The sequence below is a fragment of the Jiangella alba genome (assembly GCF_900106035.1).
Lineage (GTDB): Bacteria > Actinomycetota > Actinomycetes > Jiangellales > Jiangellaceae > Jiangella > Jiangella alba.
Genome location: NZ_FNUC01000004.1, coordinates 2,972,202 through 2,998,769 on the forward strand (window position 1 = coordinate 2,972,202; position 26,568 = coordinate 2,998,769).

The 26,568-nt window shown below is 72.3% G+C and carries 21 protein-coding genes and 2 pseudogenes; 17 read left to right on the top strand and 6 right to left on the bottom strand.

Features of this window, described 5'->3' with window-relative positions; genetic code table 11:
- Positions 1-3: 3 nt before the first annotated feature.
- The 7 genes and pseudogenes from BLV02_RS31760 to BLV02_RS38405 all read left to right on the top strand — a co-directional run.
- Positions 4-276 (top strand): annotated as a pseudogene (locus BLV02_RS31760) (gas vesicle protein); the annotation flags it as partial.
- Positions 272-1,054, top strand: coding sequence for a GvpL/GvpF family gas vesicle protein (locus BLV02_RS31765; protein WP_069112081.1), 783 nt, complete (start codon positions 272-274; stop codon positions 1,052-1,054). The pseudogene BLV02_RS31760 and the gene BLV02_RS31765, both read left to right, overlap by 5 nt.
- The gene (locus BLV02_RS31770; RefSeq protein WP_069112080.1) at positions 1,051-1,233 is read left to right on the top strand and encodes a gas vesicle protein; all 183 of its coding nucleotides are present in this window, start codon (positions 1,051-1,053) and stop codon (positions 1,231-1,233) included. Before BLV02_RS31765 ends, BLV02_RS31770 begins: the two co-directional genes overlap by 4 nt.
- Complete coding sequence (locus BLV02_RS31775) at positions 1,230-1,523, top strand: gas vesicle protein K (RefSeq protein ID WP_069112079.1); 294 nt, start codon at positions 1,230-1,232, stop codon at positions 1,521-1,523. Before BLV02_RS31770 ends, BLV02_RS31775 begins: the two co-directional genes overlap by 4 nt.
- Positions 1,524-1,847: 324 nt before the next feature.
- Complete coding sequence (locus BLV02_RS31780) at positions 1,848-2,654, top strand: SigB/SigF/SigG family RNA polymerase sigma factor (RefSeq protein WP_069112078.1); 807 nt, start codon at positions 1,848-1,850, stop codon at positions 2,652-2,654.
- 167 nt (positions 2,655-2,821) lie between these two features.
- A pseudogene (locus tag BLV02_RS38400) lies at positions 2,822-3,481 on the top strand (iron-containing redox enzyme family protein); the annotation flags it as partial.
- A gap of 191 nt (positions 3,482-3,672) precedes the next feature.
- Positions 3,673-3,843, top strand: a complete 171-nt coding sequence (locus BLV02_RS38405; protein ID WP_342762411.1) for a CDGSH iron-sulfur domain-containing protein — start codon at positions 3,673-3,675, stop codon at positions 3,841-3,843.
- A 33-nt stretch (positions 3,844-3,876) separates the two neighbouring features.
- On the opposite strand, the gene BLV02_RS31795 is transcribed toward BLV02_RS38405, so the two are convergent.
- Positions 3,877-5,388 carry a helix-turn-helix domain-containing protein gene (locus BLV02_RS31795; RefSeq protein ID WP_069112077.1) on the bottom strand — a complete coding sequence of 504 codons (1,512 nt, stop codon included), beginning with the start codon at positions 5,386-5,388 and terminating at the stop codon, positions 3,877-3,879.
- A gap of 434 nt (positions 5,389-5,822) precedes the next feature.
- Between BLV02_RS31795 and BLV02_RS31800 the strand changes: the two genes are divergently transcribed.
- Complete coding sequence (locus tag BLV02_RS31800; RefSeq protein ID WP_069112076.1) at positions 5,823-10,595, top strand: DUF7927 domain-containing protein; 4,773 nt, start codon at positions 5,823-5,825, stop codon at positions 10,593-10,595.
- An 87-nt stretch (positions 10,596-10,682) separates the two neighbouring features.
- Here BLV02_RS31800 and BLV02_RS31805 read toward each other — a convergent pair whose 3' ends face one another.
- Entirely contained in the window at positions 10,683-11,066 is a 384-nt protein-coding gene (locus BLV02_RS31805; RefSeq protein WP_069112310.1) for a DoxX family protein, read from the bottom strand.
- A gap of 75 nt (positions 11,067-11,141) precedes the next feature.
- On the bottom strand, positions 11,142-12,170 hold the full coding sequence (locus BLV02_RS31810; RefSeq protein ID WP_069112075.1) for a nucleoside hydrolase: 1,029 nt from the start codon (positions 12,168-12,170) through the stop codon (positions 11,142-11,144).
- A 150-nt stretch (positions 12,171-12,320) separates the two neighbouring features.
- On the opposite strand from BLV02_RS31810, the gene BLV02_RS37355 reads away from it, so the two are divergent.
- From BLV02_RS37355 to BLV02_RS31835, 5 genes are all read left to right on the top strand, one after another.
- Positions 12,321-13,076, top strand: a complete 756-nt coding sequence (locus BLV02_RS37355; RefSeq protein ID WP_069112074.1) for an FHA domain-containing protein — start codon at positions 12,321-12,323, stop codon at positions 13,074-13,076.
- The gene (locus BLV02_RS31820) at positions 13,073-14,608 is read left to right on the top strand and encodes a protein kinase domain-containing protein (protein ID WP_069112073.1); all 1,536 of its coding nucleotides are present in this window, start codon (positions 13,073-13,075) and stop codon (positions 14,606-14,608) included. Before BLV02_RS37355 ends, BLV02_RS31820 begins: the two co-directional genes overlap by 4 nt.
- A 105-nt stretch (positions 14,609-14,713) precedes the next feature.
- Entirely contained in the window at positions 14,714-15,154 is a 441-nt protein-coding gene (locus tag BLV02_RS31825) for a hypothetical protein (RefSeq protein WP_141711631.1), read from the top strand.
- A gap of 48 nt (positions 15,155-15,202) precedes the next feature.
- Positions 15,203-15,640: a hypothetical protein gene (locus BLV02_RS31830; RefSeq protein ID WP_069112071.1), complete on the top strand. Its 438-nt coding sequence runs from the start codon at positions 15,203-15,205 to the stop codon at positions 15,638-15,640.
- 126 nt (positions 15,641-15,766) lie between these two features.
- The gene (locus BLV02_RS31835) at positions 15,767-18,721 is read left to right on the top strand and encodes a beta-N-acetylglucosaminidase domain-containing protein (RefSeq protein ID WP_069112070.1); all 2,955 of its coding nucleotides are present in this window, start codon (positions 15,767-15,769) and stop codon (positions 18,719-18,721) included.
- Between the two features lie 6 nt (positions 18,722-18,727).
- Here BLV02_RS31835 and BLV02_RS31840 read toward each other — a convergent pair whose 3' ends face one another.
- On the bottom strand, positions 18,728-19,366 hold the full coding sequence (locus tag BLV02_RS31840) for a TetR family transcriptional regulator (RefSeq protein WP_069112069.1): 639 nt from the start codon (positions 19,364-19,366) through the stop codon (positions 18,728-18,730).
- 154 nt (positions 19,367-19,520) lie between these two features.
- On the opposite strand from BLV02_RS31840, the gene BLV02_RS31845 reads away from it, so the two are divergent.
- Both BLV02_RS31845 and BLV02_RS31850 read left to right on the top strand, forming a co-directional pair.
- Complete coding sequence (locus tag BLV02_RS31845; protein WP_069112068.1) at positions 19,521-20,588, top strand: ferredoxin reductase; 1,068 nt, start codon at positions 19,521-19,523, stop codon at positions 20,586-20,588.
- Between the two features lie 141 nt (positions 20,589-20,729).
- Positions 20,730-21,872, top strand: a complete 1,143-nt coding sequence (locus BLV02_RS31850; protein WP_069112309.1) for a fatty acid desaturase — start codon at positions 20,730-20,732, stop codon at positions 21,870-21,872.
- A gap of 83 nt (positions 21,873-21,955) precedes the next feature.
- On the opposite strand, the gene BLV02_RS31855 is transcribed toward BLV02_RS31850, so the two are convergent.
- Positions 21,956-22,747 (bottom strand): carbon-nitrogen hydrolase family protein, encoded by a 792-nt coding sequence (locus BLV02_RS31855; RefSeq protein ID WP_069112067.1) that lies wholly within the window; start codon positions 22,745-22,747, stop codon positions 21,956-21,958.
- Positions 22,748-22,884: 137 nt separating this feature from the next.
- Positions 22,885-24,234, bottom strand: a complete 1,350-nt coding sequence (gene gdhA / locus BLV02_RS31860) for an NADP-specific glutamate dehydrogenase (RefSeq protein WP_069112066.1) — start codon at positions 24,232-24,234, stop codon at positions 22,885-22,887.
- 185 nt (positions 24,235-24,419) lie between these two features.
- On the opposite strand from gdhA, the gene BLV02_RS31865 reads away from it, so the two are divergent.
- Both BLV02_RS31865 and BLV02_RS31870 read left to right on the top strand, forming a co-directional pair.
- Complete coding sequence (locus BLV02_RS31865; protein WP_216094275.1) at positions 24,420-25,541, top strand: baeRF11 domain-containing protein; 1,122 nt, start codon at positions 24,420-24,422, stop codon at positions 25,539-25,541.
- On the top strand, positions 25,542-26,513 hold the full coding sequence (locus BLV02_RS31870; RefSeq protein WP_069112065.1) for a calcium/sodium antiporter: 972 nt from the start codon (positions 25,542-25,544) through the stop codon (positions 26,511-26,513). It abuts the gene before it with no gap.
- Positions 26,514-26,568 lie beyond the last annotated feature (55 nt).

A 26,568-nucleotide genomic window follows, 5' to 3' on the forward strand; every position in this document is an offset into this window, starting at 1 on the left:
CTCATGACGCAGGCCCGAGAACGCGCTCCGCTCACCCGGCCGTACGGGTCGGCGCTGGCCGCGCCGCCGCAGCCGGCGAACCTCGCCGACGTCCTGGAACGGGTGCTGGACAAGGGGATCGTGATCGCCGGTGACATCCGGGTGAACCTGCTCGACATCGAGCTGCTGACGATCCGGATCAGGCTCCTGGTGGCGTCGGTCGACAAGGCCCAGGAGATGGGCATCGACTGGTGGCGTCGCGACCCGATGCTGTCCAGCGGCGAGGAGCGCGATGAGTGAGACCGCCTGCTACCTGTACGCGATCGCGGGGACGGCCGGCGACGGCGTCGTCGGCGGGCTGCGCGGGGTGGCGGACGAACCGGTGCGCCTCGTGCGCCACCGCGGCCTCGCGGCCGTCGTCGGCACCGTCGACGTCGGCCCGGACGGCGCGTTCGGCGAGCAGCGGCTGGCCCGCAACCTCGCCGACGTCGCCTGGCTGGAGGCGGCGGCGCGAGCGCACCACGCCGTCGTGGCCGGCGTCGCCCGCGCGGTGCCGGTGGCGCCGCTGCGGCTGGGCACCATCGTCGATGACGACGACGGCGTCCGCGACCGGCTGGATCGCTGGCACGACGGTTTCCGGCGCGCGCTGGACGAGGTCGCCGGGCGGGCCGAGTGGAGCGTCAAGGTGTACGCGCCGGAGCCGGCGGAGCCGGGCCCCGACGCGGAGCCGGCGCCGGGCGCGCCGGGCGCGGGTGCGGCGTACCTGACCCGCCGCAAGGCGGCGGCCTCGGCCCGTGGCGACGCGTTCGCCCATGCGACCGCCGTCGCCGGGCGGGTGCACGAGGAACTGGCCCGGCAGGCCGCCGACGCCCGCCGGCTCGCGGCGCAGGACCAGCGGCTGACCGGCCGCGACACCCCGATGTGCCTGAACGGCGCCTACCTCGTGCCGCTCGAGGGAGCCGACGCCTTCGCCGCCACGGTGGAGGCGTTGCGGCACCGGCACCCGGACTGCCGGTTCGAGCTGGCCGGACCCTGGCCGGCGTACTCGTTCGTCACGGTGGAGGAGGAGCCGTGACGCTCGCCCCAGCGGCGCGCGACGGCACGCGGATCGCCCTGGTCGACCTGCTCGACCGGTTGCTCGGCACCGGCGTGGTGCTGTCCGGTGATATCACCGTCTCCCTCGCCGGCGTCGACCTGGTGGAGGTGCGGCTGCACGCGCTGATCCGCTCGATCCGGGCGGAGGAGCGGCGATGACCCGGCCGCCGCACATCCTGCCGGACCGCATCGACGCCGACGCGGACTCCGTCGAGCGGGACCTGTTCAAGCTCGTCCTCACCGTCGTCGAGCTGATCCGGCAGCTGATGGAGCGGCAGGCGCTGCGCCGCGTCGACGAGGGCGACCTCGACGACGATCAGGTGGAGGCGCTCGGCCAGGCCCTGCTGCGGCTGGACGCCGCGATGGCAGAGCTGCGCGGCCGGTACGGGCTGACCGCCCACGACCTCGACCTGGACCTCGGCCCGCTCGGCACCTTGCTGGGCGACTGAGCCCCATCGAGCCGGCGTGGAGGCCGGGGGCCGGCCCTGCCGGATCCGCTGTGTTCGAGGGCGCTGGTCCGTACAGGGCGGGCTGGCGCGCGACGGGTCGGCGTCCTGTGCCAGCGAGGTCGCGCAAGTCGCGTCGCCGCAGGTGGATGCCCGTGTGACCAGCGCAGGAGGTGACCCGCAGGGGGCCGTCCCCAGCCCTCCGGAGGGGGTAGACGGACCTTTCTGTTCAGTTGGGCTTGATTGCGAGCCGGTCACCGTGGTTCGGTGGACGAGCGTGGTCAAGAATTCCGCCACGTCCGCTCCATATCTGGAGAGGTGCATCTCATGCGCCAGGCACCTGCGACGCACGGCATTCGACACCAGAACCAGAACCAGAACGACCACGAACGACTGACGATGGACCTGCTGGAGCGCTCGGCGAGCGCCCGGGGCGGTGAGCGGCTGCGGCTGCTGGACGAGGCCGTCGTGCTCAACCTCGGCTTGGCCGAGTCGATCGCGCGGCGCTACTACTGGCGCGGCGTCGAGCGTGACGACCTGCTGCAGGTGGCCAACCTCGGGCTGGTGAACGCGGTGCGCCGGTTCGACCCGGGCCGCGGCAAGGACTTCGTCTCGTTCGCGGTACCGACGATCAGCGGTGAGGTGAAGCGGTACTTCCGCGACCACGGGTGGACGGTGCGGCCGCCGCGGCGGGTGCAGGAGCTGGCGTCGGCGGTGACGGCGGCCCGGACGGAGCTGTCGCAGGACCACGGCCGGGCGCCGACGGCGTCGGAGCTGGCCGGGCATCTCGGGATCGGGGTCGAGGACGTCCGCGAGGCCGACGCCTCGCGCGAGTGCTTCACCGCCGCGTCCATCGACTACCGCATGAGCGACGACGACACCCCGCTCGCCGAGGCGCTGGGTCAGGACGACGACGGCTTCGCCCGCGCCGATGCGGTGACGGTGCTGGGCCCGGCCTGCCGGGAGCTGAAGCCACGCGACCGCCGCATCCTGTACCTGCGCTTCTTCAAAGGGCTGACGCAGCAGGAGATCGGCGAGGAGCTGGGCGTGACGCAGATGCAGGTGTCGCGGCTGCTGACACGCATCCTCGGCCAGCTGCGTGCCCGGATCGCTCCCGCGGTCACGCCGCGCTGACGGCGCATCCCGCGCTGGTGCACGGGTACTGGCCCGACATGCTGATACCGAAGGCACGGGGCGAGCTCGGCGAGGCACTGACGGCCGGCCTGCACGAGGGGACGTCGGTGGCCGGGCTCGCCGCCCTCCCGGCCACCGACGACGCCGACCGGCAGCTGAGTCTCTGGATGCTGTACGAACTGTCCTACCAGGGCTTCGAGGACGTCGGCGACGAACTGGAATGGGAGCCGGAGCTGCTGACGCTGCGCCGGACCCTGGAACGCCGGTTCGAGGCGGAGCTGCGCGAGTCGTTCCCGCCGCCCGAGCTCGCCGAGCCGTTCGCCGACGCCCTGTTCGAGCTGATCGACGGGTTCGACGGCGCTTCCGTCGCGTCGTTCGTGCAGCGCGACGCCACCGTCGAGCAGACGCTGGAATTGTTGCGTCATCGCACGATCTACCACCTCAAGGAGGCCGACCCGACGGCGTGGGTGGTGCCGCGGCTGAGCACTGGGCCGAAGGCGGCGCTGATGGAGTTGCAGTACGACGAGTATGGCTGCGGCGACCCGAACCGGCTCCACTCGAACTTGTTCGTCCGCGGCCTCGACGCCACCGGCCTGCGCTCGGACTACGGCGCGTACATCGACGACGTCCCGGTCGAGGTGCTGGCGCAGAACAACGCGATGTCGCTGTTCGGGCTGCATCGCCGGCTGCACGGCGCGGCGCTCGGCCATCTGGCGGCGTTCGAGGCGACCAGCTCGCTGCCGTCGCGGCGGATGGCGCAGGGGCTCGACCGGCTCGGGCTCCCGGCCGAGATGATCGCCTATTACGACGAGCACGTCGAGGCCGATGCCGTGCACGAACAGCTCGCCGTCCGCACCATCTGCGGCGCGCTGGTCGCCGAGGAGCCCGGCCCAGGCCCCGGAGGTGGTGTTCGGCGCGCTGACCTGCCTCGGGCTGGAGGACCGGTTCGCCCGGCGCTGGCTCGCGGACCGGGGCGTGGCGGCGTGACGGACCGCATCGAGCACCCCGATGTCATCGTCTGCCCCGGCGGGCCGCTGCTGCTGCGCGGCGAGCACGTCGTCGCCGACGCCGACGGCCGGCCGCACCGCACCACCCGCCCCGTCAGCCCGTCTGCCGGTGCGGCAGGTCCGCCGGGCAGCCGTGGTGCGACGGCACTCACAAGGTGCTGCCGGACAAGCTGAAGCCGTAGCCGCAAGCCGGGGTCGGCGACGGCCGGCCGCTGTCAGAACTCCAGCTTGCGCGTGGCCTGCAAGGCTTCCTCGCGGGTGTTGACCCCGAGCTTGCGATAGAGGTTGCGCAGGTGGGTCTTGATCGTGTTCGGCGACAGGAACAGCTGCTGGGAGATGTCGCGGACCGAGGTCTTGGTGCGGAGGGCGAGCAGCACCTCCAGCTCGCGACGGGTGAGCGCGGCCGCGCGCTGGTGCCGGTAGAGCGCCCGAGTGTCCGGCGGATCGTCGACGAGGGCGGCGAGGCGGTCGCGCAGGTCGGCGGCGCATTCGGCGAAGGCGAGGCGGTCGCCGAGCTTGGTGATGGCGACGGCCGCGTTGCCGAGCGCCTCGTTCGCCCGGTCGTCGTTCTGCAGGAGGTGGTGGGCGTTGGCCCGGATGAGGTGCCACGACGCCGGGGTGGGGAGGAACGCCGTGCGGACGCCGTCGGTGCCGAGCAGCTCCAGCGCGGCGCGCGGGTTTCCGGTGAGGTTGTGCAGGCGCGCCCGCGACATGAGCGTCCAGGGCGTGTCGGCGGCGATGCCGGGCTGGTCGAGCAGGTTCATGGCGCGATCGATCAGGCCGAGCGCCTGGTAGGTGTCGGCGAGATCGCTGACGAGCAGGGTATGTGCCATCGACCCGGCCGGCGCGAGCTGGCGGAACGTGAGCAGCGAGCGCTCGATCAGCGCGGCGGCCTCCTGCGGCTCGCCCCAGTGCAGCTGCCAGAGTGCCTGGGCGTGCACCCCGAGCCACCAGAACTCGTCGGTCCTGGCCGCGTCGTCGAGCTGGTCCAGCGCGGCCGCCGCCCGCTCGCGGTCGTGCGCGCCGAGCGCGATCAGCGCCGGGCCGAAGGCGCCGCCGCACTCGTACAGGAAGGCGAGGGTGCCCGGCTCTGACTGTCGCACCGGCTGGTCGAGGTCGACGAGCTCGGCGGCGGCCCGGTAGTCGCCGGCCAGGGCCAGGGTGGTGGCGAGGTAGTTGCGGGCGTGCCGCTCCGCCGGGTGCGGCCGCCAGTGCCGGCTCCAGCGCAGCGCGGAGCTGAACGAGGCGATGCCGCCCGCGAGATCGCCGGTCATCAGCCTGGTCGCCCCGATCGGGAAGAACATGCAGGCGACGAAGTCGTCGAAGTCGACGTAGTCGGTCGAGGTCTCGATCGCCTCCTCGACCTGCCGGGCGACCTCCAGGGCCTCGTCGAACTGGCCCATGAAGCGCCGGTACTGCAGCTGCGCGATCAGGAGCGTGACGGCGTCGCGGGTCAGCACCGGATCCTGTTCGGCGACCCACGCCGTGAACACCTCGAGCGGCTCGGTCTCGAAGACGGAGAAGCGCTTGTTGATGGCCCGCAATCCCGCGCGGGCGTAGTACTGCCGGGGGTGCCGCCGGATCCATTCTTCCGGCGCCGACTCGAGGGTGTCCTGGAGCTCCGCGGGGCAGGTCAGCGACATGCGGAAGAACGCGTTGTCGCACAGTGTCGCGAAATCGTCCCACCGGCCGTCGGCGACGATCTCGGCGAGTTCTCGGGCACTCACGTCGTACCTCACGATCGGGGTCGATGGGGTCGAGCCGACTGTATCCGGATCCGGCCGGCCAGGCGGGGTGAGCCGGGGTGAGCCCAGCTCGACGTCGTGGTCAATGAGGTATCAGCTACGGGCGCCCCTCGCGGCGAAGTCGGCCGAACGGATGAATGAACTCACCCATTCCTCACCCTCATTCACCCTGGTTCTCAACCCAGAAACACCCTCGCCCGAGCCGTGCAATTGCGCTGCATTCCTGCGGTGCGGAGGGGCTGCCTGTAAGGCTGGGCGCCGTTGATCCGGGCCGGCCGTAAATGCACGACGGCGCGTTTCGACGGGTTGCCGGGGGGCAATGCGTTCGGTTTTTTCGTAGTGGGTGGGGAGGCACTGTGTCCGCAGGACCGATCAAGTCAGATACACGTGGAACAGACCGTGCACGGCGGCGGCGCTTGCGCCGTGGCCTCGCGGCCACGCTGGTCATGGTGGTGTCGTCGACCGGCATGGCGATCGCGAGTACGGGGGTGGCCGCGGCCGCGACGGTGTACGAGATCACCGGCCGATGGATCGACCCACCGGACGTCGTCGCCTCGGGTTCTCCGGTGGTCGCCGAATGGCGGGTGAATGTCAATGACGACGAAGCGGCGCCCGGCAATGAGGACGTCGACAACGTCGCTTTCACCGTCACGCTGGAACACGGTCTCTTCGATGCCGTTCCCGAGGCCTGCCTCACCAGTGACGTCGACCCGGTGTCGGAGATCTCGGCGGATCGCCGCACCCTGCTGTGCAACCTCGGCACCCATCGTGAGGGCACCGCTGTCGTCGTCCAGACGGGCATCGAGGCCGACGGCGAGACCGGCGACGAGGTGAGCGCGATCGGCACCATCGACGGGCTCACCGCCGAGGTCCCGCCGATCCCGATCGACAACCCGTTCCGGATGGACATCGCCTGGGGCTCGTCCACCGCCGGTGTCGCCTACGACGACGCGGGCGACGTCGTCGACCTCGACCTCCAGTGGACGCTGTTCCTGGGAGCGGGGAGCGATCCGGGGCCGGACTCCGTCACTTACACCCTCACGACCAGCACCGGCACGGGGGCGGCGCTGGCGGTCGGGCCGAACGCCTGCTCGGCCTTCGCCGGCGGCGCCGCCGGAGGCCCGGCCGGGGCGATCGGGCATCCGTGGTCCGACGACACCCATGCCGCCGAGCAGACGGCGCCGTTCGTCGACGGCTGCACCCTGACGCAGACCGCGCCGGACACGTTCACGCTGACGTTGACCGGGATCGACTACTCGCGGGTACAGGTGCCGACCCACGACTCGACCGGGCGGCCGTTGCCGTCCGACACGCAGGCCGTGGCCAGCGGTTCGGTCTGGTTCCGCGTCTCCGGCGTCCAGAACGACAGCATCACCCTGACGTCGGATGCCCCGGTCTACACGTCGCCGGCCGGTGAGACGTCCGAGGACGACGCGTCGAACAACGTGTCGAACAAGACCTGGACCCGCGGCGGCTGGAGCAACGCCTACCGGCCGAACTACTCGGGGGTCGAGGTGCCGTCGTGGTGGAGCAACCAGTTCAAGGCCTCGCCCGGAACGGTGGTCGACGCCACGACGGTCCACAGCCTCGGCACCGGCGACTACGCGCCCGCCGACGTCATCAGTCAGTGCGTCATCCTCGACTCGGCCTACGTGACCTTCACCGACTACGACCTCTGGACGAGCTGGGGCGGCCCCTCGGTCGACGGCGCGACCGTCGAGTACTACGTGGGCGCCGAGGCGTCGGTGACCCCCGGCAGCGGCGGCTACGACCCGAACGCCTTCACCTGCGCCACCGATCCCGGCGGGTGGACGACGACCGAGCCGGGCGACCTCTCCACGGTGAAGGCGGTGCGGGCGACCTACCCGTTCTCCGCGGTCGCCGGGACGGCCAACGTGCCGCTGCAGGTGCACTTCGTCGTGAACGACGACGCGCCGGTCGGGCAGGACATCTGGGAATTCGGTGAGCTGGCGATCAACGGGGAGTGGTCCCGGCCGAGCCGGACGCTCGATCCGGCCGACGGCAGCGGCCCGCGCACGCCGGGGATGCGCTACCCGTACATCGGCTCCGGCCGCGACGTCCTCTACGTCATCGGCGCCACCCCGGCGGTGACGAAGACCGCCGACCAGAGCGTCATCAAGCCCGGCGTGCCGGTCGGCTTCACGCTGACCTACTCGGCCAACGGCACCGGCGCGATCCCGCCGGCGGTCGACGGCTACCGGCTCGTCGACACCCTGCCTCCCGGCATGACGTACGTGGAGGGGTCGGCGGAGCCCGAGCCCGCGGTGACGACCGACGACTCGGGCCGGACCGTGCTGACCTGGGTACTGGACGGCGTGGCCACCAACGAGCCGAACGAGCTCACCTATCAGGCCGTCGCCGACTCGTCGGTCGAGCCGGGGACGCAGCTCACCAACACGGTCGAGGCGACGTACGGCGACATCAGCGTCGACGACGACGCTCAGGTGGCGGTCTCGACGGACGGCTACACCACGATCCTCAAGACGTCGGACGTCGAGTACATCCCGAACGGGAACGGCGACGGCGTGGGCTCGGGCTCGTGGACGGTGACGATCGAGTCGTTCGACCCGCTGCCGCAGGCGTTCACCGACACGATCGACATCCTCCCGTACAACGGCGACCAGCGCGGCACCTCGTTCTCCGGCACCTACACGCTGGACGAGGTCGTGCTGCCCGACGGCGGGACGGTGTACTACACCGACGCCGACCCGGCGACGCTGACCGACGATCCGGCCGACGCGTCCAACGGCGCCGCCGGCGACCCGTCGGGCAACACCGCCGGCTGGACCACCACCCGGCCGGAGAACCCGACCGCGATCCGGGTGATCGGCGGTGAGCTGCTGTCCGGCGGGTCGTTCTCGTTCCAGGTGCCGATCACCACGAACGGCGCGCAGCCGCAGGACGTGTACGTCAACCGGGCGCAGGCGCGGGCCGAGCACACCGAGCTGGTGATGCGCACCTCGGCGGCGCTCTACGTGTCGGACTACTCGGTGGCGAAGACATCGGATCCGGCGCCGGGGTCGACGGTACGGCCGGGCGACACCATCACCTACACGATCACCGTCACCCAGGAGGGTCCGGTCCCGGCCGCCGGCTCGTTCACCGACACGCTGGAGGACGTGCTGGACGACGCGGTCTACAACGACGACGCGGTCGCCGACATCGGCACCGTCGCCTACGCCGACGGCGTGCTGTCGTGGGAGGGCGTCATCCCGGTCGGCGAGGTCGCGACCATCACCTACACGGTGACCGTCAAGGACGTCGCCGGGCTGGAGGCCGACGGCGCCGACACCATCGTGGACAACTCGGTGTGGTCGGTCGGGTGTCCCGACGCGGTCGAGGGCGAGGAGAACCCGTGCGAGCCGCCGCCGATCGTGGTGGGCTGGTACGAGTACTCCAAGACGGCGGACCCGGTGCCCGGCTCGTCGGTGCAGGTGGGCGAGGTCATCACCTACACGGTGCTGATCGAGCAGCGCGGCGAGGGCGCCGTGGCCGGCGCGTTCGTCATCGACGACCTGACGGCGGTGCTGGACGACGCAGGCTGGAACGACGACGCCGCGGCGACGTCGGGGACGGTGACGTACACCGAGCCGACGCTGCGCTGGGACGGCGATCTGGCCGTGGGCGACGTGGTCACGCTGACGTACTCGGTCACGGCGACCGCGATCGGCGAGGGCGACGACCAGCTGCACAACGTCGTCACGTCGATCTGCGAGCCGGACGACCCGGACTGCTTCCCCGGGATCTGCGTGCCGGCGCCGGACGAGAACCCGAACTGCGAGACCGACCACGTCATGGGCGACTACCAGGTCCTCAAGACCTCCGATCCGGTCGACGGGTCCGAGGTGGAGGTGGGCGACACCGTCACCTACACGGTGACCGTCCGGCAGTTCGGCATCGGCCCGGTGGAGCAGGCCGGGTTCGAGGACGACCTCACGCAGGTCCTCGACGACGCCACCTGGAACGACGACGCCGTCGCGTCCTCCGGTCCCGATCCGGCCTACGAGGAGCCGACGCTGTCCTGGTCGGGTCCGCTCGCCGTGGGCGAGGAGGTGACGGTGACCTACTCGGTGACCGTGACCGCCGAGGGCGACCGGCACCTGAGGAACGTGGTCACCCCGGCCGACCCGGACAAGTGCGTGCCGGTGGAGGGCCAGAACGAGGCCTGCGTCACCGAGCACGTCAACGGCTCGTACACCTTCTCCAAGACGTCGGACCCGGTTCCGGGCTCGGTCGTCGCCGAGGACGGCGTGATCACCTACACCGTGCTCATCAGCCAGGTCGGCGCCGCGCCGGTCGAGGGCGCCACCGTCGAGGACGACCTCTCGGCCGTCCTGGACGACGCCGTGTGGAACGACGACGCGGTGGCCGACTCGGGCGAGGTGTCCTACGAGGAGCCGACGCTGACCTGGACCGGTGACCTCGAGGTGGGGCAGGTCGTCACGCTGACCTACTCGGTGACGGCCAATGCCGTCGGCGAAGGTGACGACGAGCTGGTGAACGTCGTCACCGACCCGGCCGACGAGGGCGTGTGCGTGCCCGCCGAGGACGGCAACGAGGGCTGCACCACCGACCACCGTCAGGGCGAGTACACCTACGCCAAGACGTCGGACCCGGAGCCGGGCTCGGAGGTCGAGGTGGGCGACAAGATCACCTACACGATCACCGTGACCCAGGTCGGCGCGGCGGCCGTGGACGGCGCCTGGGTCGAGGACGACCTGTCGCAGGTGGCCGACGACGCCACCTACAACGACGACGCCGTGGCGTCGTCGGGTGAGGTGAGCCGGGACGGCACCACGCTGCGGTGGGACGGCGACCTGGCCGTCGGCCAGACGGTGACGATCACCTACTCGGTCACCGTCACCGACCACGGCGACGGGCTGCTGCGCAACGTGGTCAGCACCGACGACGACCGCGGTGTCTGTGTCGAGGCGGCCGACGGCAACCCCGACTGCCGGACCGAGCACACCATGCCGGACGCCGACACCCCGTCGCCGCCGGACGACACCCCGTCCACGCCGGACGAGGACCCGTCGCTGCCGGACACCGGCACCGACGCCGGCACGGTGGCTCTGCTCGGCGGGATCGTCCTGCTCGCCGGCGCCGCCGGTGTCGCGGTGCGACGCGGCCGCCGTCACCTGACGGGATCGTCCGTCACCGGCGACTGAGCCGGCGCACCACCGAGAACGATGGCGTGCTCCCCGGCTCGGGGCGGGGAGCACGCCATCGCAGGTGATCGGGACGGACGCCGGCGGTCAGGCGGTGAACGACTCGGGGCCGAAGCGGCCCCAGGCGACGAAGACCGCCAGCCCGAGGTAGACCACGTCGCCGGTGATCGTCGCCCGCTCGCCCCGGCGCAGCCGCATGGTCACCGCGCCGGTGAACAGCAGGACGAGTCCGGTGGCGGCCAGCGGCACCAGCACCGGCGCGACGTCGAGCACGGCGGGCAGGATCAGGCCGGCGGCCGCCAGCAGTTCGGCGGTTCCGATGGCCTTCAGCGCGCCGGGACTGAAGTCCATGACCCAGTGGGCGAACGAACCCGTCGCGGCCATCTTCTCCCGGGGCACGACCAGTTTGGCGCTGCTGACCAGGCACGCGAAGGCCAGGATTCCGGCGCAGATCCACAGCGCGACGTTCATGTCCACTCCCTGCTCGAGGCCGTCGGTACCCAGGACGAGACAGCTCCCGGGTTTGTGACAGCGCCGGGCTCGGGGTCAGCGGCCGCCGTTGAGGGTGGTCAGGAAGAGCTGCTCGAAGTCGGCGGCGTTCGCCGCGTTGGCGAACACGACCGTCCGGCCGGTCGGGGAGAGCACGGTGCGCCCCGCCTGCGGGCCGGTGGTGACGACGTCGAGGCGTCCCGTCTCGAAGCTGACGATGCCGCGGTGGATGACGCTCATCGCGGTCAGCGGGTCCCACCAGGACATGATTCCGGCGTCGATGAGCGGCGCCACCTCGGGGTGGCTGACCAGCCCGAACACGATGCCGGCGGCGGTGGTGCGGCCTTCGGCGCCCAGTCGCTGGACGAACTGCGGGGTGATCGGCACGTCGTTGGTGGCGTCGAGGGGGACCAGCCGGGCCAGGCTGCGCAGCGCCGCCCGGGAGGCGGGTGGGTCGATCCAGTAGTTGAACTCCTGGCTTCCGTCGAACTCGGGCGGCGTGCCGCAGCACAGGTTGCCGCCGACCCGCACGGCGCCGCCCATCGAGGTGACGCGGTGCGGGTCCAGCCGGGCCGCGGCGACGTTGGACAGCGGGCCGGTCGCGATCACGTGGGCGGCCGGGTCCAGGGCCACGATCCAGCGGATCAGCTCGGACGCGCGGATCCGGGACGGCGCCTCGCTCGCGGTGCAGCCGGCGAGGACGTCCTCGAAGACCCGGTCGAAGGTCTGGCGCAGTTCGGCCGGGAACGCGTTGGGCGCGGTGCTGGATCCGTCTGCCACCGGGACGTCGTCCAGCCCGAGCCGCTCCAGCAGGCAGCGGGCGTGCCGGATGGCCCGGCCCGGCAGGCCGTTGCCGTTGTTCGTCACGGTGACGGCGCGCAGGTCGATGCGGCCGAGCCGGTCCTCCTGGGCCAGGTAGGCCAGCGTCGCCGCGTCGTCGAAGTCCATGTCGGAGTCGAAGATCACGGCCGGTGGGCGGGAGTCGGGCGCCGCGTCGTCGGCGTGGCCGGCGACCGGGGCTGAGGCCAGCGCGGTCGCGAGGACCAGCACTGAGGCGACACGGGTGAGGATGCGGCTGGTGACCACGGCAGGGTCCTCTCTCGTCGGAGTCGGACGATCATGTCCGGCCGTGTCTTCACCGCGGCTTCACCGCGGCTTCATTCCTGCGCTCAGGTGGTCGTTTCCGCAGGTCGAGCACCTGACGACGATGTGCCGCCGTGCCACCATGGAGCACCTATGGATCATGCGCCGGACCACCACGCGTTCAGCATCATCGTCGTGCCCGCCGACGGCGAGCAGCTGCGGCTGGCGCCCGGGCAGTCGGTGTCGTTCGGCCGCGAGCGGCCACCGGAGCGGCCCGGCGAGGCACACGTCACCGTCGCGCACGACGGCGTGTCGCGCCGGGCCGGGCGCATCGCCGCCGAAGGCGCGTTCTGGAAGCTGAGCAACCTCAGCGGGCGCCAGACCTACGTGGTCGAGAACCCCGAGGGCGCCGGCGAACACGTCAAGGTGGCGCCGGGCCGCCTGGACGCGCCGATCCCGTTCGAGTTCTCGCGGCTGGTGCTGCCCGCCGCCGACGACCTGCTGCGCGTCGTCGACGTGTGGGCGCCACGCCACGACTACCACGACCAGCTGACGCCGGTGTCCGGCCAGGCAACCACGGCGGCGTTCCCGCTCGACCGGAGCAAGCGCTACTTCCTGGTCCTGGCGGCGCTGTGCGAGCCACGCCTGCGCGGCGACGCCCTCGCCGCCACGCCGACCGTCGACCAGGTCGCGCAGCGGCTGCACCCGGTCTGGCCGGCCGCGAACCGCACCACGATCCAGTGGAACATCGACTACCTCGCGACGAAGCTGCGCCTGAAGGCCGGACCCGACGAGGTGGCCTGCGGCGGGCGCATGCACGGCAAGAAGGACGCCGTCGCCGCGCTCGCGGTGCGCTTCGACCTCGTCGGCGAGGACGATCTCGCCCTGCTCGAAGGCGTCACGACGTGACCACCGGGCCGTTCACGGTCACGGTGCCGGAGGGCTACCGCGTCGGCGCTTGGGAGGTGCGCCGGCCGCTCGCCTCCGGCGCGTTCGGCAGCGTCTACGCCGCCCGGAGGGCCGGCGACGCGACCGGCGACCTGCCCGCCGAGGCCGCGCTCAAGTTCCTGCCCACGGGGACCCGGACGCCACGGCAACTGCGTCACCTGCAGGACCTCATCGAGCGCGAGATCGACGTGCTGCGCAGGCTGCGCCGGCCGCGGCTGATCCGCATGTACGAGACGCTGACGGTCGACGACGGCGCGCGGCCGGAGCTGGACGGCGCCACGGTGCTCGTCCTCGAACGGGCCCAGACGTCGCTGGACCGCCTGCTGGCGGCGGGCGAGCCCTTGGACGGCGGCCCGGCGCTGCTGGCGCAGATCGCCGAGGGCCTGGCCCAGCTGCACCGGGCCGGCTGGGTGCACGGCGACCTGAAGCCGGCGAACGTGCTGGTCATGGCCGACGGGTCGGCGCGGCTGGCCGACTTCAACCTGGCCGCCGAGCTCGAGGGCACCCACGCCTACGCGCCGCTGTTCGCCTCGCCCGACTTCGCGGCGCCGGAGCTGCTCTGGGCCGACGTCACCGAGCGCGGCCAGCAGGTCCGGCCCAGCGCCGACGTCTGGTCGTTCGGCGTGCTCGCGCACCTCGTCCTCTCCGGCGGGTACCCGTTCCCCGGCAGTAGCCCGGCCGCCCGCCGCGACGCCGCCGTCCGCTACGCCCAAGGCGACGACGACCTGCGGCTCGCACCCGCCCTGACCGAGCCGTGGCGGCGGCTGATCACCGACTGCCTCGCCCCCGGCCACGTCGCACGGTCCCGGCACGACGCCGAGTCGGTGCTGCGCCGGGCCGAGGCCGCCGCCGGCGCCGAACGCTCACCCCGGCTGCCCCGGCTGCGCCCGCCTCGGTGGCGGCGCCGGTTCGGGGTGGCCGCCGCGACGGCCGCGGTGGTCGGCGGCGGCGCCGTCGCCTGGTCGGCGCTCGCCGCCGACGAGCCCGCGTCCGCCGATCCCGCCAGGTACGGGGCGGACGTGCTCAGCACCGAGGCCGGCGTCCCGGTCGAGTTCCGCCGGCTCATCGTCGACGCCGCCGGCGCGTGCGACGAGCCCTCGGTCACCCCCGCGCTCATCGCGGCGATGCTCAAGACGGAGAGCGACTTCGATGCCGAGCTGGCCGACCCGGCCAACGACGAGTACGGCATCGCCCGCTGGAGCGGTCACGTGCTCTACTACTGGGTCACCGACGCCGAACGCCCCGACGGCGGCGAACCACAGCCCCCGTTCCCGCCCGAGACGTCGATCCCCGCGCTCGGCCGCTACCTGTGCTTCGTCGCGCCACGGGTGTCCGCCGACCTGCCCGGCGGGCACCAGGTCAACCTGGCGCTGGCACACCGCAGCTCCGACGAACGGGTCAACGAGTGGGCCGGGTCGCCGCCGGAGCAGCTGCGGCCCTACGCCGACAGCGTCGCGCACTACCTCGAGTTGTACACGCCCGACGCCGGCTGAGCACCCTCGGACGTCAGAGGTACCCACCGCGCCGCGGCTCCCCGAGAGTGGGGACGCCGCCGCAGGGGTGGCATCCCGACAACCGAAAGGCACCTGCACATGCGCATGTCCCGACGTCTGATCAGCGGACTCGTCGGCATCGCCGCGCTCGCCGCCGGCGTCACCACCTCGGCCGGCGCCGCGGGGGCGACCGGCACGGCCGACGACGCCGCCACGACGAAGGCCGCGATCACCGCCAGCTGCGTGAAGTCGAACGCGTACATCACCGACCCGTGGCAGTCGACCTACCGGCTCATCTACTGCGACAACGTCTCCGGCGTGTTCCTGTTCCACCCGAGCGGCAAGAACGAGGTGGTGGGCCGCCTCTACAGCACCCGCAGCTGGTTCGGCTGCAAGAAGTACATGGGCGCCGTCAAGGGCTGGGGCTACTACACCTGGGGCGACGTGGCCCTCGGCGGCGGCCCGCAGAACGGCTGGGGCCTGATGCCCAGCGGCGCCATGAGGTCCGGCAACCCGCACATCGTCCCGACCTGCGCGAACGGCTGATCCAGCGCCGCCCGCGGGTGGCATCCCGACTACCGAGAGGCACTTGCCATGCGTACGTCCCGACGTCTGATCAGCGGACTCGTCGGCATCGCCGCGCTCGCCGCCGGCATCACCACCTCGGCCGGCGCCGCGGGGGCGGCCGCCGACGACGCCGCCACGACGAAGGCCGCGATCACCGCCAGCTGTGTGAAGTCGAACGAGTACGTCACCGACCCGTGGGGCTCGACCTACCGCCTCACGTACTGCGACAACGTCTACGGCGCTTCCGTGTTCCACCCGTGGGTCCACAACCAGCGGGTGGGCATCATGTACAGCACTCGCAGCTGGTTCGCCTGCAAGTCGAGCAGGGCCGGCAGCTGGCGCTACTACACCTGGGCCGACGAGGTCATCGGCACCAGCAAGCAGAACGGCTGGGGCATGATGCCCGGGAGCCAGATGAGGTCCAGCAACCCGCACCTCATCGTTCCGACCTGCGAAGAGGGCTGATCCAGGTCGTCCCGTGGCGGGCCCGGCGCGTTCCGGGCCCGCCACGTCCATGTCTCCGTCGCCCTTCCCTATACCGGACTAGTCCGGTATTTTGGGCGGCTCGCCCGCCACCAGACGGAGGTCGTCATGCCGGTACGGACCCTCGCCGCCCAGGTCGTGATCCCGCTGCTGCTGGCCGGGGTGTTCTCCGCCTCGGCCGCCGCCGGTCCATCGCGGGACGGGGACGTGACGACCGAGCCGGCGGCCACGTCGAGCACTGGAGACCCGCTCGAGCTGCTGCAGCCGGCGCCGCGCTCGATCGAGCGGCTCGGCTCGCCCGTCGGCGTGCGGTTCTTCGCGATCGAGGCCGGTGGCGACGTCGACGACGCGACGGCGGCGGCCGTGCGGGAGGCGCTGACGGCGCAGGGCCTGCGGGAGCGCGACCGCCCCGGGCCGAACCGCCTGACCGTCCACCTGGTCGGCGCGGAGTCCGCCGAGGGCGCCGCCGAGGAGCTCGACGCGTTCGGCTGGGGCGCCGCCGACGTCGCCGGTCTCGGCGCCGAGGAGTATCTCCTCGGCACCCGGGCGCTGCGCGGGCCGGCCGCGTCCGCCGTCCTCGCCGGCGACGACGCCGGGCTGTTCTACGCGGCGCAGACACTCGGGCAGCTCGCCGCGCTCGAGGACGGGACGCTGCCGGCGGTGCGCATCGAGGACGGCCCGGGCTTCGCGTTCCGCGGCGGGCTGGAGTCGTTCTACGGCCCGGACTGGTCGTGGCAGGCCCGTCGCGACCAGATCGACTTCCTCGCCGCGCTGAAGATGAACGTCTACTTCTACGGCCCGGCGAACGACCCGCGTACCACCGGGCGGGCCTGGCGCGAGCTCTACGAGCCGGAGCAGCTGGCCGAGCTGGAACGCCTGGTCGACTACGCCCGCGAGCGGCACGTGACGTTCATCTACCGGGTCGGCCCGGCGGCGCCCATGCACGGCGGGACGGCGCCCGGCATCTGCCACGCCCGTCAGGCCGATCGCGACGCCCTGCTCGCCCGGCTCGAACAGCTGCGCGAGATCGGCGTCAGCCGCTTCGTCATCTCGTGGGACGACGTCACCGAGCAGTTCACCTGCGCCGAGGACACCGAGCGCTACGCCGGCACGGACCACCCGGTGGCGCGGGCCCAGACCGAGGTGCTCACCGACCTCGAGGAGCGGTTCTTCTCCCGGCACGACGAGCTCGGCCCGCCCATCACCATCCCGTCGCTGTACTGGACCAACGAGCCGACGCCCTACCGGTCGGTCTTCGACGCGAACCTGTCCGCGGACTGGCAGCTGTACTGGACCGGCCCGGCGGTGATGTCGCCGGAGATCGAGTCGCTCGACGTCGAGCAGGTGCGCGCCGCCTTCCCGCGGCACGAGCTGATCGTGTTCGACAACTACCCGGTCAACGACTACGACCGCGGCCGGCTGCACCTCGGGCCGGTGGTGGGCCGCTCGCCCGGCCTGCCCGGAACGGTCCTCGGGGTGTCGTGGAACCAGATGAGCGAGCAGTACGCCTCGCAGGTGTCGCTGGCCACGGCGGCCGACTACGCCTGGAACCCGGCCGCCTACGTGCCGGACCGGTCGTGGCGGGCGGTGCTGGCCCGCCTGGCCGGTGACCGTGCGGGCGACTTCGAGGTGTTCGCCGACGCGCACCGCTACGACGGCTTCCACAGCGACCGCATGGGCCCGCGCCTGGCCGGTCTCGTCGACGCGTACCTGCAGGCCTACTCCGCGGGCGCCGACCTCGCCGGCCCCGGCGAGCGCCTGCGCGCCCACGCCGAGGCGCTGGGCCGGGCCGACTCCCTGGCGCCGGTCCTCCCGGACGCGCTGGCCGGCGAGCTGCGGCCGTGGCTGGAGGCGAGCGCGCTGGGCGGACGGGCCGTCTCGGAGGCTGTCGGCCTGCTCACCGCCCTGGCCGACGGCCGCGACGACGACGCGGCCGCCGCGCGCGAGCGCATGGTGGCGCTGCGCGAGCGCATGCGCGCGGTCCGCGCCGTCGACCCGAACGGCGACACCAGGCCGGTGCACGTGGCCATGGGCACCCTCCTGCCGTTCCTCGAACGGGCCGAGGCGATCGCGGCCACACCGGTCGGCGCCACCATCAGCGCGCCGTACGGCGAGCGGGCCGTCGTGGCGGGCGGTGTCAGCGAGGTGGCCGTCGACGTCACCGCGCGGTCGGCCGGGACGTATCGCGGCACCCTGACCGTCACCGCGCCCGAGGGCTGGACCGTCACACCGTCCCAGCAGGACGTGGTCGTCGACAGCGGCGGCCGGCCCATCACGAGCCGCCACGTCGTGCGGGTCGGCGTGCCGGCCGGCGCCGCGCCCGGGCAACTGGTGTTCCGGGTCGACGGCGAGGGCGCCGGCGCGACGTTCGCGGCCGGGCTGTATCCCGCAGAGGCGGCCGGGGCGGGGGAGTACGCCGAGGTCGTCGCCGGCGACGAGCCGAGCGCGTGGTGGCGTCTGGAGGAGACCGAGGGCACGCTGATCGCCGACGACACCGGGACGAGCCCCGGCAGCACCCGCGGCGAGACCGTCCGGGGCGCCGGCGGGGCGGTTCCCGGGTCCGCCGGGCTGGGGCTGGCCGGCGGCTACGGCGAGGCGCCGGTCGGCCAGGTGGGCTCGGCCGACGGGCACCTCACCGTCGAGGCCTGGGTGCGCGCCGACCGGCCCGCCTCGGGTGACGGCATCGGCGTGGTGGAGTCCTACGAGGGGCCCGCGTACAACGGCTTCCTGCTGCGGCTCGACGGGCTCGGCCGGCCCACGTTCGGCGTCCTCGACGCGCGCAACGCCGCGATCGTCACGGGACGGACACCGCTCGGGACGGGCGAATGGCACCACGTCGTGGGCACCTTCGACGGCGCCACCATGGTCGTCTACGCCGACGGCGTCGAGGTCGGCCGCCGGGCGACGACGGTGCGCCCGGGCCAGTCCGACGTCAGCGTCAAGCTCGGCGCCCGCGGCGACGACCGCGGCCGGCGCCTGCACGGCGGGCTCGACGAGGTGGCGCTGTACGACCGCGCCCTGACCGCGGCGGAGGTGGCCCAGCACTTCCTCGCCGGGCGGTGAGCGTCGTCATCGGTGCGCCGCTGAGCGCCAGTCGCGGAAGCCGATGACGATGACCCGCATCTCGCGCCGGGCGCCGTCCCTGATCTGCTCCTCGAGATCGGGGCGGCCGTCGGGCATGTCGACGACCTCCTCGGCGTGGGAGACCATGTTCCGCACGAACAGCCGCGCGACCATCTGGACGTCGTCGCTGCTCCAGTTCTCGATGTGGGGCAGCCGTGCGAGCACGATCGCCAGCTCGCTGACGAACAGGTCGAGTTCGTGCTGGATGGCCCGGCGGACGGCGGGCGATCCGCCGACGCGTTCGCGGGCCACGAAGTCGAAGTGCGCGCGGTTCTGCTTGACCGCGTCGACGAGGATGGCCGCCGACGCGTCGATGATGTTGTCGAAGACGTGCGGGTCGCGTTGAGCGTCGCGGATCATCCGCCGCAGCGTCGCGAACGACTGCTCGACCAGCACCAGCCCGAGCTGTTCCATCGAGTCGAAGTGGCGGTAGAACGCGGTGGGCACCACGCCCGCGTGGCCGGCGACCTGCCGCAGGCTGATCTGCGCGAACCCGTAGCGGCGGCTGAGGTCGAGAGCGGCGGTCAGCAGCGCCTCGTGGGTGCGTTCCTTCTGCGCTTGTCGTGCGGCGGCCTGGGCGGGCATGAGGCTGAGCCTAACCGCCGGCACGGTGCACGCGTGTTCCGTTCGTGCGCGAGGTCACAGGACGTTCCCATTGCGTTTCGCGCCTGTGCGCCTCACGATTTGAGTGCACGCGTGTTCACTGAGTGAGGAGGCCGCGATCGGCGTCATCCGCAGGATGCTCGGCTCGCGAGCCGTGGCGGCGTTGACCTCACCGCACTCGGTCGACCACTACCTCGAGCACGTGCATCCGATGCTCACCGTCGCTCTCGTCCGCGCCCGGGTCGTCGAGGTCGTCCACGACACCGCGCAGGCGAGCACGGTCGTGCTGCGCCCGAACGGTGCGTGGGACGGCTTCGCCGCCGGGCAGCACGTGCAGTTCGGGGTCGAGGTCGGCGGCACCCGGCGCATCCGCTGCTTCTCGGTGTCCAGCTCGGCGGCCGGCACCGACGGCACCTTCAGCGTGTCGGTCAAGGCGCACCCGGACGGCTACGTCTCGCAGTTCGTGCACCGTGACCTCGCGCCGGGCACCATCGTCCATCTCTCCCAGGCCGGTGGCGACTTCGTCCTTCCCGCTCGGGTTCCCGACGACCTGTTGCTGCTCAGCGGCGGCAGCGGCATCACGCCGCTGATGTCGATGCTGCGCACGCTGCACGACACCGGCCACCGCGGCCGGGTGACGTTCCTGCACTACGCCCGCTCCCGGGCGGACGAGATGTTCACCGCCGAGCTGGACCAGCTGGCCGGCGCCGGGGTCGCGCGGCTGCACCGCGTCTACACCCGCGAGCCCGGCGGCGGCGAGCTCGCGGGACGGTTCACCGCCGACCACCTCGAGCGCCTCGACGTCGACCCCGCCGTCACGCCCACCTACGTCTGCGGGCCGTCCGGGCTCATCGCGACGGTCCGGGACACCTACGAGCGGCTCGGCGCCGGCGAGATGCTGCGGACCGAGCACTTCAAGGTGCCCACGGTCGACCTGGACGCCGCCGACGCCACCGGCGCGCTGACGTTCGACGACAGCGGCGTCGTGGTCGGCAACGACGGCGCCACCATCCTGCGCCAGGCCGAAGCCGCCGGCCTGCGCCCGGACTTCGGCTGCCGGATGGGCGTCTGCAACACCTGCGCGGTCAAGAAGAACCACGGCGCCGTCCGCCACGTCATCAGCGGCGAGGTGAGCGCCGACACCGACGAGACGATCAAGATCTGCGTCAACGTCCCGGTCGGCGACGTCAACATGGCCCTCTGACGGGCGAACGAGAGGACACCGATGTTCGGGAAGCGCAAGCCCGCACCGATCGAGCCGTTGAGCGCGTCCGGCCACGACGAGGCGCCGAAGCCGCTGGTCGGCGCCGATGCCGGGAAACGGTCGCCGATCGGCCTGGAGTACATGACCTACGAACAGCTGGAGGAGTTCGGTCACGAACTCGACGCCGTCCGCCAGCGCGTGCTCGACGACCTCGGCCAGACCGACGCCGACTACATCCGCCGGGTCATCAAGATCCAGCGCGCCTTCGAGGTCCTCGGGCGCATCGGGCTGTTCTTCCCGTTCTTCTGGCCCGTGTTCGTCGCCGGCATCGCGCTGCTCGCGCTCGCCAAGATCCTCGAGAACATGGAGATCGGGCACAACGTCATGCACGGCCAGTACGACTGGATGAACGACCCGATGATCGACGGCAAGCGGTACGAGTGGGACATCGTCGCGCCGGCGCACGACTGGAAGCACGGCCACAACTACGTCCACCACACGTACACCAACATCCACGGCATGGACCGCGACATCGGCTACAACCTGTTCCGCATCGACAAGGACCAGCCCTGGTACCCCAGCCACCGCTTCAACCTGCCGCTGGCGTTCCTGCTCATGCTGGTCTTCGAGTGGGGCGTGATGTACCACGGCGTCGAGCTGGACGAGTACCTGTCGGGCAAGCTGCCGAAGGCGGAGTTCCAGGCGCGCAGGAAGCGGGCGCTGCGCAAGATCGGCCGCCAGTTGCTCAAGGACTACGTGCTCTTCCCCGCGCTCACGCTGCCGCTGGTGCCGTTCACCGCATGGTGGGTGCCGCTGGCCGTGCTGGGCGGCAACGCCGTCGCCAACGTCATCCGCAACATCTGGGCGTTCAACGTCATCTTCTGCGGCCACTTCCCGGCCGACGTCGAGACGTTCGCCAAGGAGGACGCCGAGAACGAGACCCGCGGCCAGTGGTACCTGCGGCAGCTGCTCGGCTCGGCCAACATCAGCGGCAGCCGGCTGTTCCACGTGCTCACCGGCAACCTCAGCCACCAGATCGAGCATCACCTCTTCCCGGACATCCCGGCTCGCCGCTATCCCGAGGTGGCCCGGGACGTGCGCCGACTGGTCGAGAAGTACGGGCTGCAGTACAACACCGGCCGGCTGTCCAAGCAGCTGCTCAGCGTCGCCCGGCAGCTGGGCACCCTCGCCGTCCGGCCCGACGATCCCTATCAGCGCGGCAACAGCCCGGAGTCGAAGGCCCTGCGCCGGGCCCGGCGCGAGCTGGAGGCCGGGCGACGCTAGGTCGGCCGCTCCGATGGAGCCGCGCCGGACGCCTGCCTCGAGCTCGGCGTACTCGAGCCGAGCGGGATTCGGAGCCGTCCGCGTCACAGGGACCGGCGCACGCGCGTGCCCAGCGACGGGCGCCGGTCGCTCCACATGCGCTGGTCCGCCCGGGTCCGGGCGACCACCGCCGGGTCGATCTCGGCCACGGCGACACCCTCCTCGGCGCCGAGCCTGACGAGGGGCCGGCCGAGCGGGTCGTAGACCGCCGACCCGCCGATGAAGTCGCTCGGTGCGCCGACGAGGCCGCTGAACACGACGTACATGCCCTTGTCCAGAGCGCGAGCCGCCTTGTGCAGGTCGCGGCGGTGACCGCCGCCGGGGAAGTAGGCGCCGCTGTTGACGTACACGAGGGCGCCGTCGGCGGCAGCGGCCGCGGCGTGCTCCGGGAAGTTGGCGTCGTAGCAGACGGACAGGGCGAACTCGACCCCGGCGAGGTGGAAGCCGGCTCCGTTGGGTCCGGCCGTGAACACCTGCGTCTCCTGCTGGAAGAGGTGCTGCTTGTCGTACGCGGGCGAGGGCTGCCGACCGGGCGTGAGGACGAGACTCGTGAGCGTCCTGCGATCGCCCCGGTCAAGCGCGCTGTTGAGCACGACCACCACCCCGGCGGCGTCGACGACCTCTTGCACGGGTGCGAGCCAGCCGGTGTCGTCGAGCGTGGGGAGCTCGCCCCCGAACGCCGTGGCGTCGTACCCCGTCGGCACGGCCTCCGGCAGGACGACGAGATCGGCGCCGGCCGCCACGGCCCGGCCGGCCCAGCGGGCCGCCGCCGCCACGTTCCGGGACACGTCGCCCGGCACGGCTTCCAGCTGCACGGCGGCGACGCGCACGGTCATCCGGCGATGATGCCACCGGCGTCCGGATGACGACCAGGGGTCGTCGGGGTCGGCGCTCGCACGGTGAGGTGCGGCTCGCCGGCGGCCGGGGCCGGTGCCGCGCGGTGTCCTGGTCGGGGCGACTGGTACCGAGCTGGCTAGACCAGGCCGAGGGCGAGCATGGCGTCGGCGACCTGGATGAAGCCGGCGATGTTCGCGCCGGCGACGTAGTTGCCGGGCGCGCCGTACTCGTCGGCGGTGACCAGGCAGCGCTCGTGGATGCCGCGCATGATGGCCGCGAGGCGCTCCTCGGTGAGCTCGAAGCTCCAGGAGTCGCGCGAGGCGTTCTGCTGCATCTCGAGGGCGCTGGTGGCGACGCCGCCGGCGTTGGCGGCCTTGCCGGGGGCGAACGCGACGCCGGCCTCGGCCAGCAGGCGCACCGCATCGGGGGTGGTGGGCATGTTCGCGCCCTCGGCGACGATGCGGCAGCCGTTCCTGACGAGGGTCGCGGCGGCGTCGTGGTCGAGCTCGTTCTGGGTGGCGCAGGGCAGGGCGATGTCGCAGGGCACGTCCCAGACGCTGCGTCCGGCGACGTACTGGGCATGCTCGCCGCGGGCCTGGGCGTAGTCCTCGATGCGGCCGCGCCGCGACTCCTTCACGTCCTTGAGCAGGTCGAGGTCGATGCCCTTCTCGTCGACGACGTAGCCGCTGGAGTCGGAGCAGGCCACCACCGTGCCGCCGAGCTCGTGCACCTTCTCGACGGCGTAGATGGCGACGTTGCCGGCGCCGGACACGACCACGCGCTTGCCGTCGAAGGAGTCGCCGCCGGCGCGGAGGATCTCGTCGACGAAGAACACCACGCCGTAGCCGGTGGCCTCTCGGCGCACCTGGGAGCCGCCCCAGCTCAGGCCCTTGCCGGTGAGCACTCCGGACTCGTAGCGGTTGGTGATGCGCTTGTACTGGCCGAACAGGTAGCCCAGCTCGCGCCGGCCCACGCCGGTGTCGCCGGCCGGGACGTCGGTGTGCTCGCCGAGGTGGCGGTACAGCTCGGTCATGAACGACTGGCAGAACCGCATGACCTCGCCGTCGGAGCGGCCGCGCGGGTCGAAGTCGCTGCCGCCCTTGCCGCCGCCGATGGGCATGCCGGTGAGGGCGTTCTTGAAGATCTGCTCGAAACCGAGGAACTTGACGATGCCCAGGTAGACGCTCGGGTGGAACCGCAGGCCGCCCTTGTACGGGCCGAGCGCGGAGTTGAACTCGACGCGGAAGCCGCGGTTGATCTGCACCGCGCCGGAGTCGTCGACCCACGGCACCCGGAAGATGATCTGCCGCTCCGGCTCGCACAGGCGGCGGATCACCGCCGCGTCGGTGTACTCCGGATGCTTGCTGACCACCGGTCCGAGGCTGTCGAGCACTTCGTGCACCGCCTGGTGGAACTCGGTCTCGCCAGGATTGCGCTGGAGCACTTCGGCGTAGATGCCGCTGAGCCGGTGATCGAGCTGAGACACACGGCGGCCTTTCTCTGGGGGACGGATGGCGACGGCTGACGGGCCCGGCGAGACGTTGGCGGGCTGCTGCACGACCTCGTCAGCCTAGCCAAGCCGCGCCGGGTGACGTCCGGAGCGCTCAAGGGGTGGGCCGGGGCCTCGTCGTTTCGCTTGGCCCGGGGTCCGCACCGTGAGACGGTGGTCAGGTGACGCTGCACACGGACATCCCGACGCGCGCACAGCTGGAACGGCTGATCGCGGCGCGCGACCACGCCAGTGTCTCGGTCTACGTGCCGACGAGCCCGCTCACGCAGCAGGCTCAGGCGGGACGGATCGAGCTGAAGAACCTCGCGGCCGAGGCGCTGCGGCAGTTGGAGGAGGCCGGCGCCGAACGCGGCGCCGTCGCCGACGTCCGGGAGTCGATGGACGACCTCGTCGAGGACGACGACTTCTGGGCCGAGCAGGCACGCAGCCTGGCGGTGTTCGCGGCGCCGGGCGGTGTGACGGTGTTCCGGCTGCCGAACGAGCTGACCGCCGTCGTCGAGGTCAGCGACCGGTTCTACGTGAAGCCGCTGCTGCGCGCCGTCACGTTCCCGCAGGCCGGGTTCGTGCTCGCGCTCGCGGCCGGGTCGGTGCGGCTGGTCGAGGTCACCCGCGACGGCCCGCCGTTCACCGTCGACGTCCCGGGGCTGCCGTCCGACGCGGCGTCGGCGGCCGGGAAGTCGTCGCTCGCCGACCGCGCGCCGGTCGGGCGCATCCAGGGCTCGGAGGGGCAGAAGGTCCGGCTGCGGCAGTACGCGCGCAAGGTCGACCAAGCGCTGCGCGGCGTGCTCACCGGCCTCGAGCTGCCGCTGATCCTCGCCTCCACCGAGCCGCTCGACGGCATCTACCGTTCGGTGAACAGCTACCCGCACCTGGCCGGCCCCGGCATCGCGGGCAGCCCGGAGGGCAGCACCGACGCCGAGCTGGCCGACAGCGCGCGGACGGTGCTCGACGATCTCTACGCCGGGCAGCTCGCGGAGCTGCGCGACCTCTTCGGCCGGCGCTTCGACCAGGGCCGCGCCTCGGGCGACGTCGCGACCATCGCGCGGGCCGCGACGTACGGCGTCGTCGACACGCTGGTGGTCGACATCGACGAGAAGCTGCCCGGCTACGTCGACGAAGAGTCCGGCGCGGTGACGACCGCCGCCGACGACGCCGCCAGCTACGGCGTCGCCGACGAGATCGCCCGCCGGGTGCTGCTGGCCGGTGGCCGTGTCGTGGCCGTCCGCGCCGATGACGTTCCCGGTGGCGGGCCGGTCGCGGCCGTGTTCAGATACGCGTTCTGAGTGTCGAGCGCGCTGCTCATCGCCGTCGGCTTCGCCGGCCTGCTGGGTGGTGCCGAGCTGCTGGTCCGGGGCGGGACGGGGCTGGCGCTGCGGCTGGGCATCGCGCCGATCGTCGTCGGGGTGACGGTCGTGGCGCTCGGCACCAGCCTGCCGGAGCTGGCCGTCGGCATCGACGCCGCACGCCAGGACAGCGCCGGGCTCGCCGTCGGCAACATCGTCGGCACGAACCTGGTGAACCTGCTGCTGATCCTCGGCCTGAGCGCGGCGATCGCCCCCATCGCGCTCGACGCCCGCACGCTGCGCCTCGACCTCCCGCTGATGGCGGGAGCGGCGCTGTTGCTGCTGGCCGTCGCGCTCGACGGCACGTTCGGGCGGGTGGACGGCGTCGTGCTGGTGCTGTTCGGCGTCGGCTACACGCTGGCGATCCTGTACGTCAGCCGCCGCGAGTCGGCCGCCGTGCGGGCCGAGTACGACGCCGGGCTGGCGCCGGCGGACCGCCCCGGCACACGCGGCCGTCCGTGGCGGGACCTGCTGAGCCTGGCCGTGGGCATCGCGATCATCGTGGTCGGGGCGACGCTGCTGGTGGACGGCGCGGTCGACGCGGCCCGGTCGTTCGGCGTGAGCGACGCCGTCATCGGGCTGACGGTCATCGCCATCGGCACGTCGGCGCCCGAGCTGGTGACCACCATCGTGTCGACGGTCCGGGGCAACCGCGACATCGCGCTGGGCAACCTGCTCGGCTCCAGCGTCTACAACATCGCGATCATCCTCGGCATCACCATCCTGGCTGCGCCGGACGTCGTCCAGGTGCCCGACGAGGTGCTCGGCGGCGACCTCCTGCTCATGGTCGCGGTGGCGCTGGCCTGCATCCCGGTGTTCGTCTCGGGCCGCCGCATCAGCCGCGTCGAGGGCGGACTGTTCGTCGCGGCCTACGCCGGCTACCTGACCTGGCTGCTCGTCGCGCAGACCTGAGTGTCGGTTCCGTCCAAGACGCCGGCGTGACCGCGCTCTAGCGTGGGTACCAGCA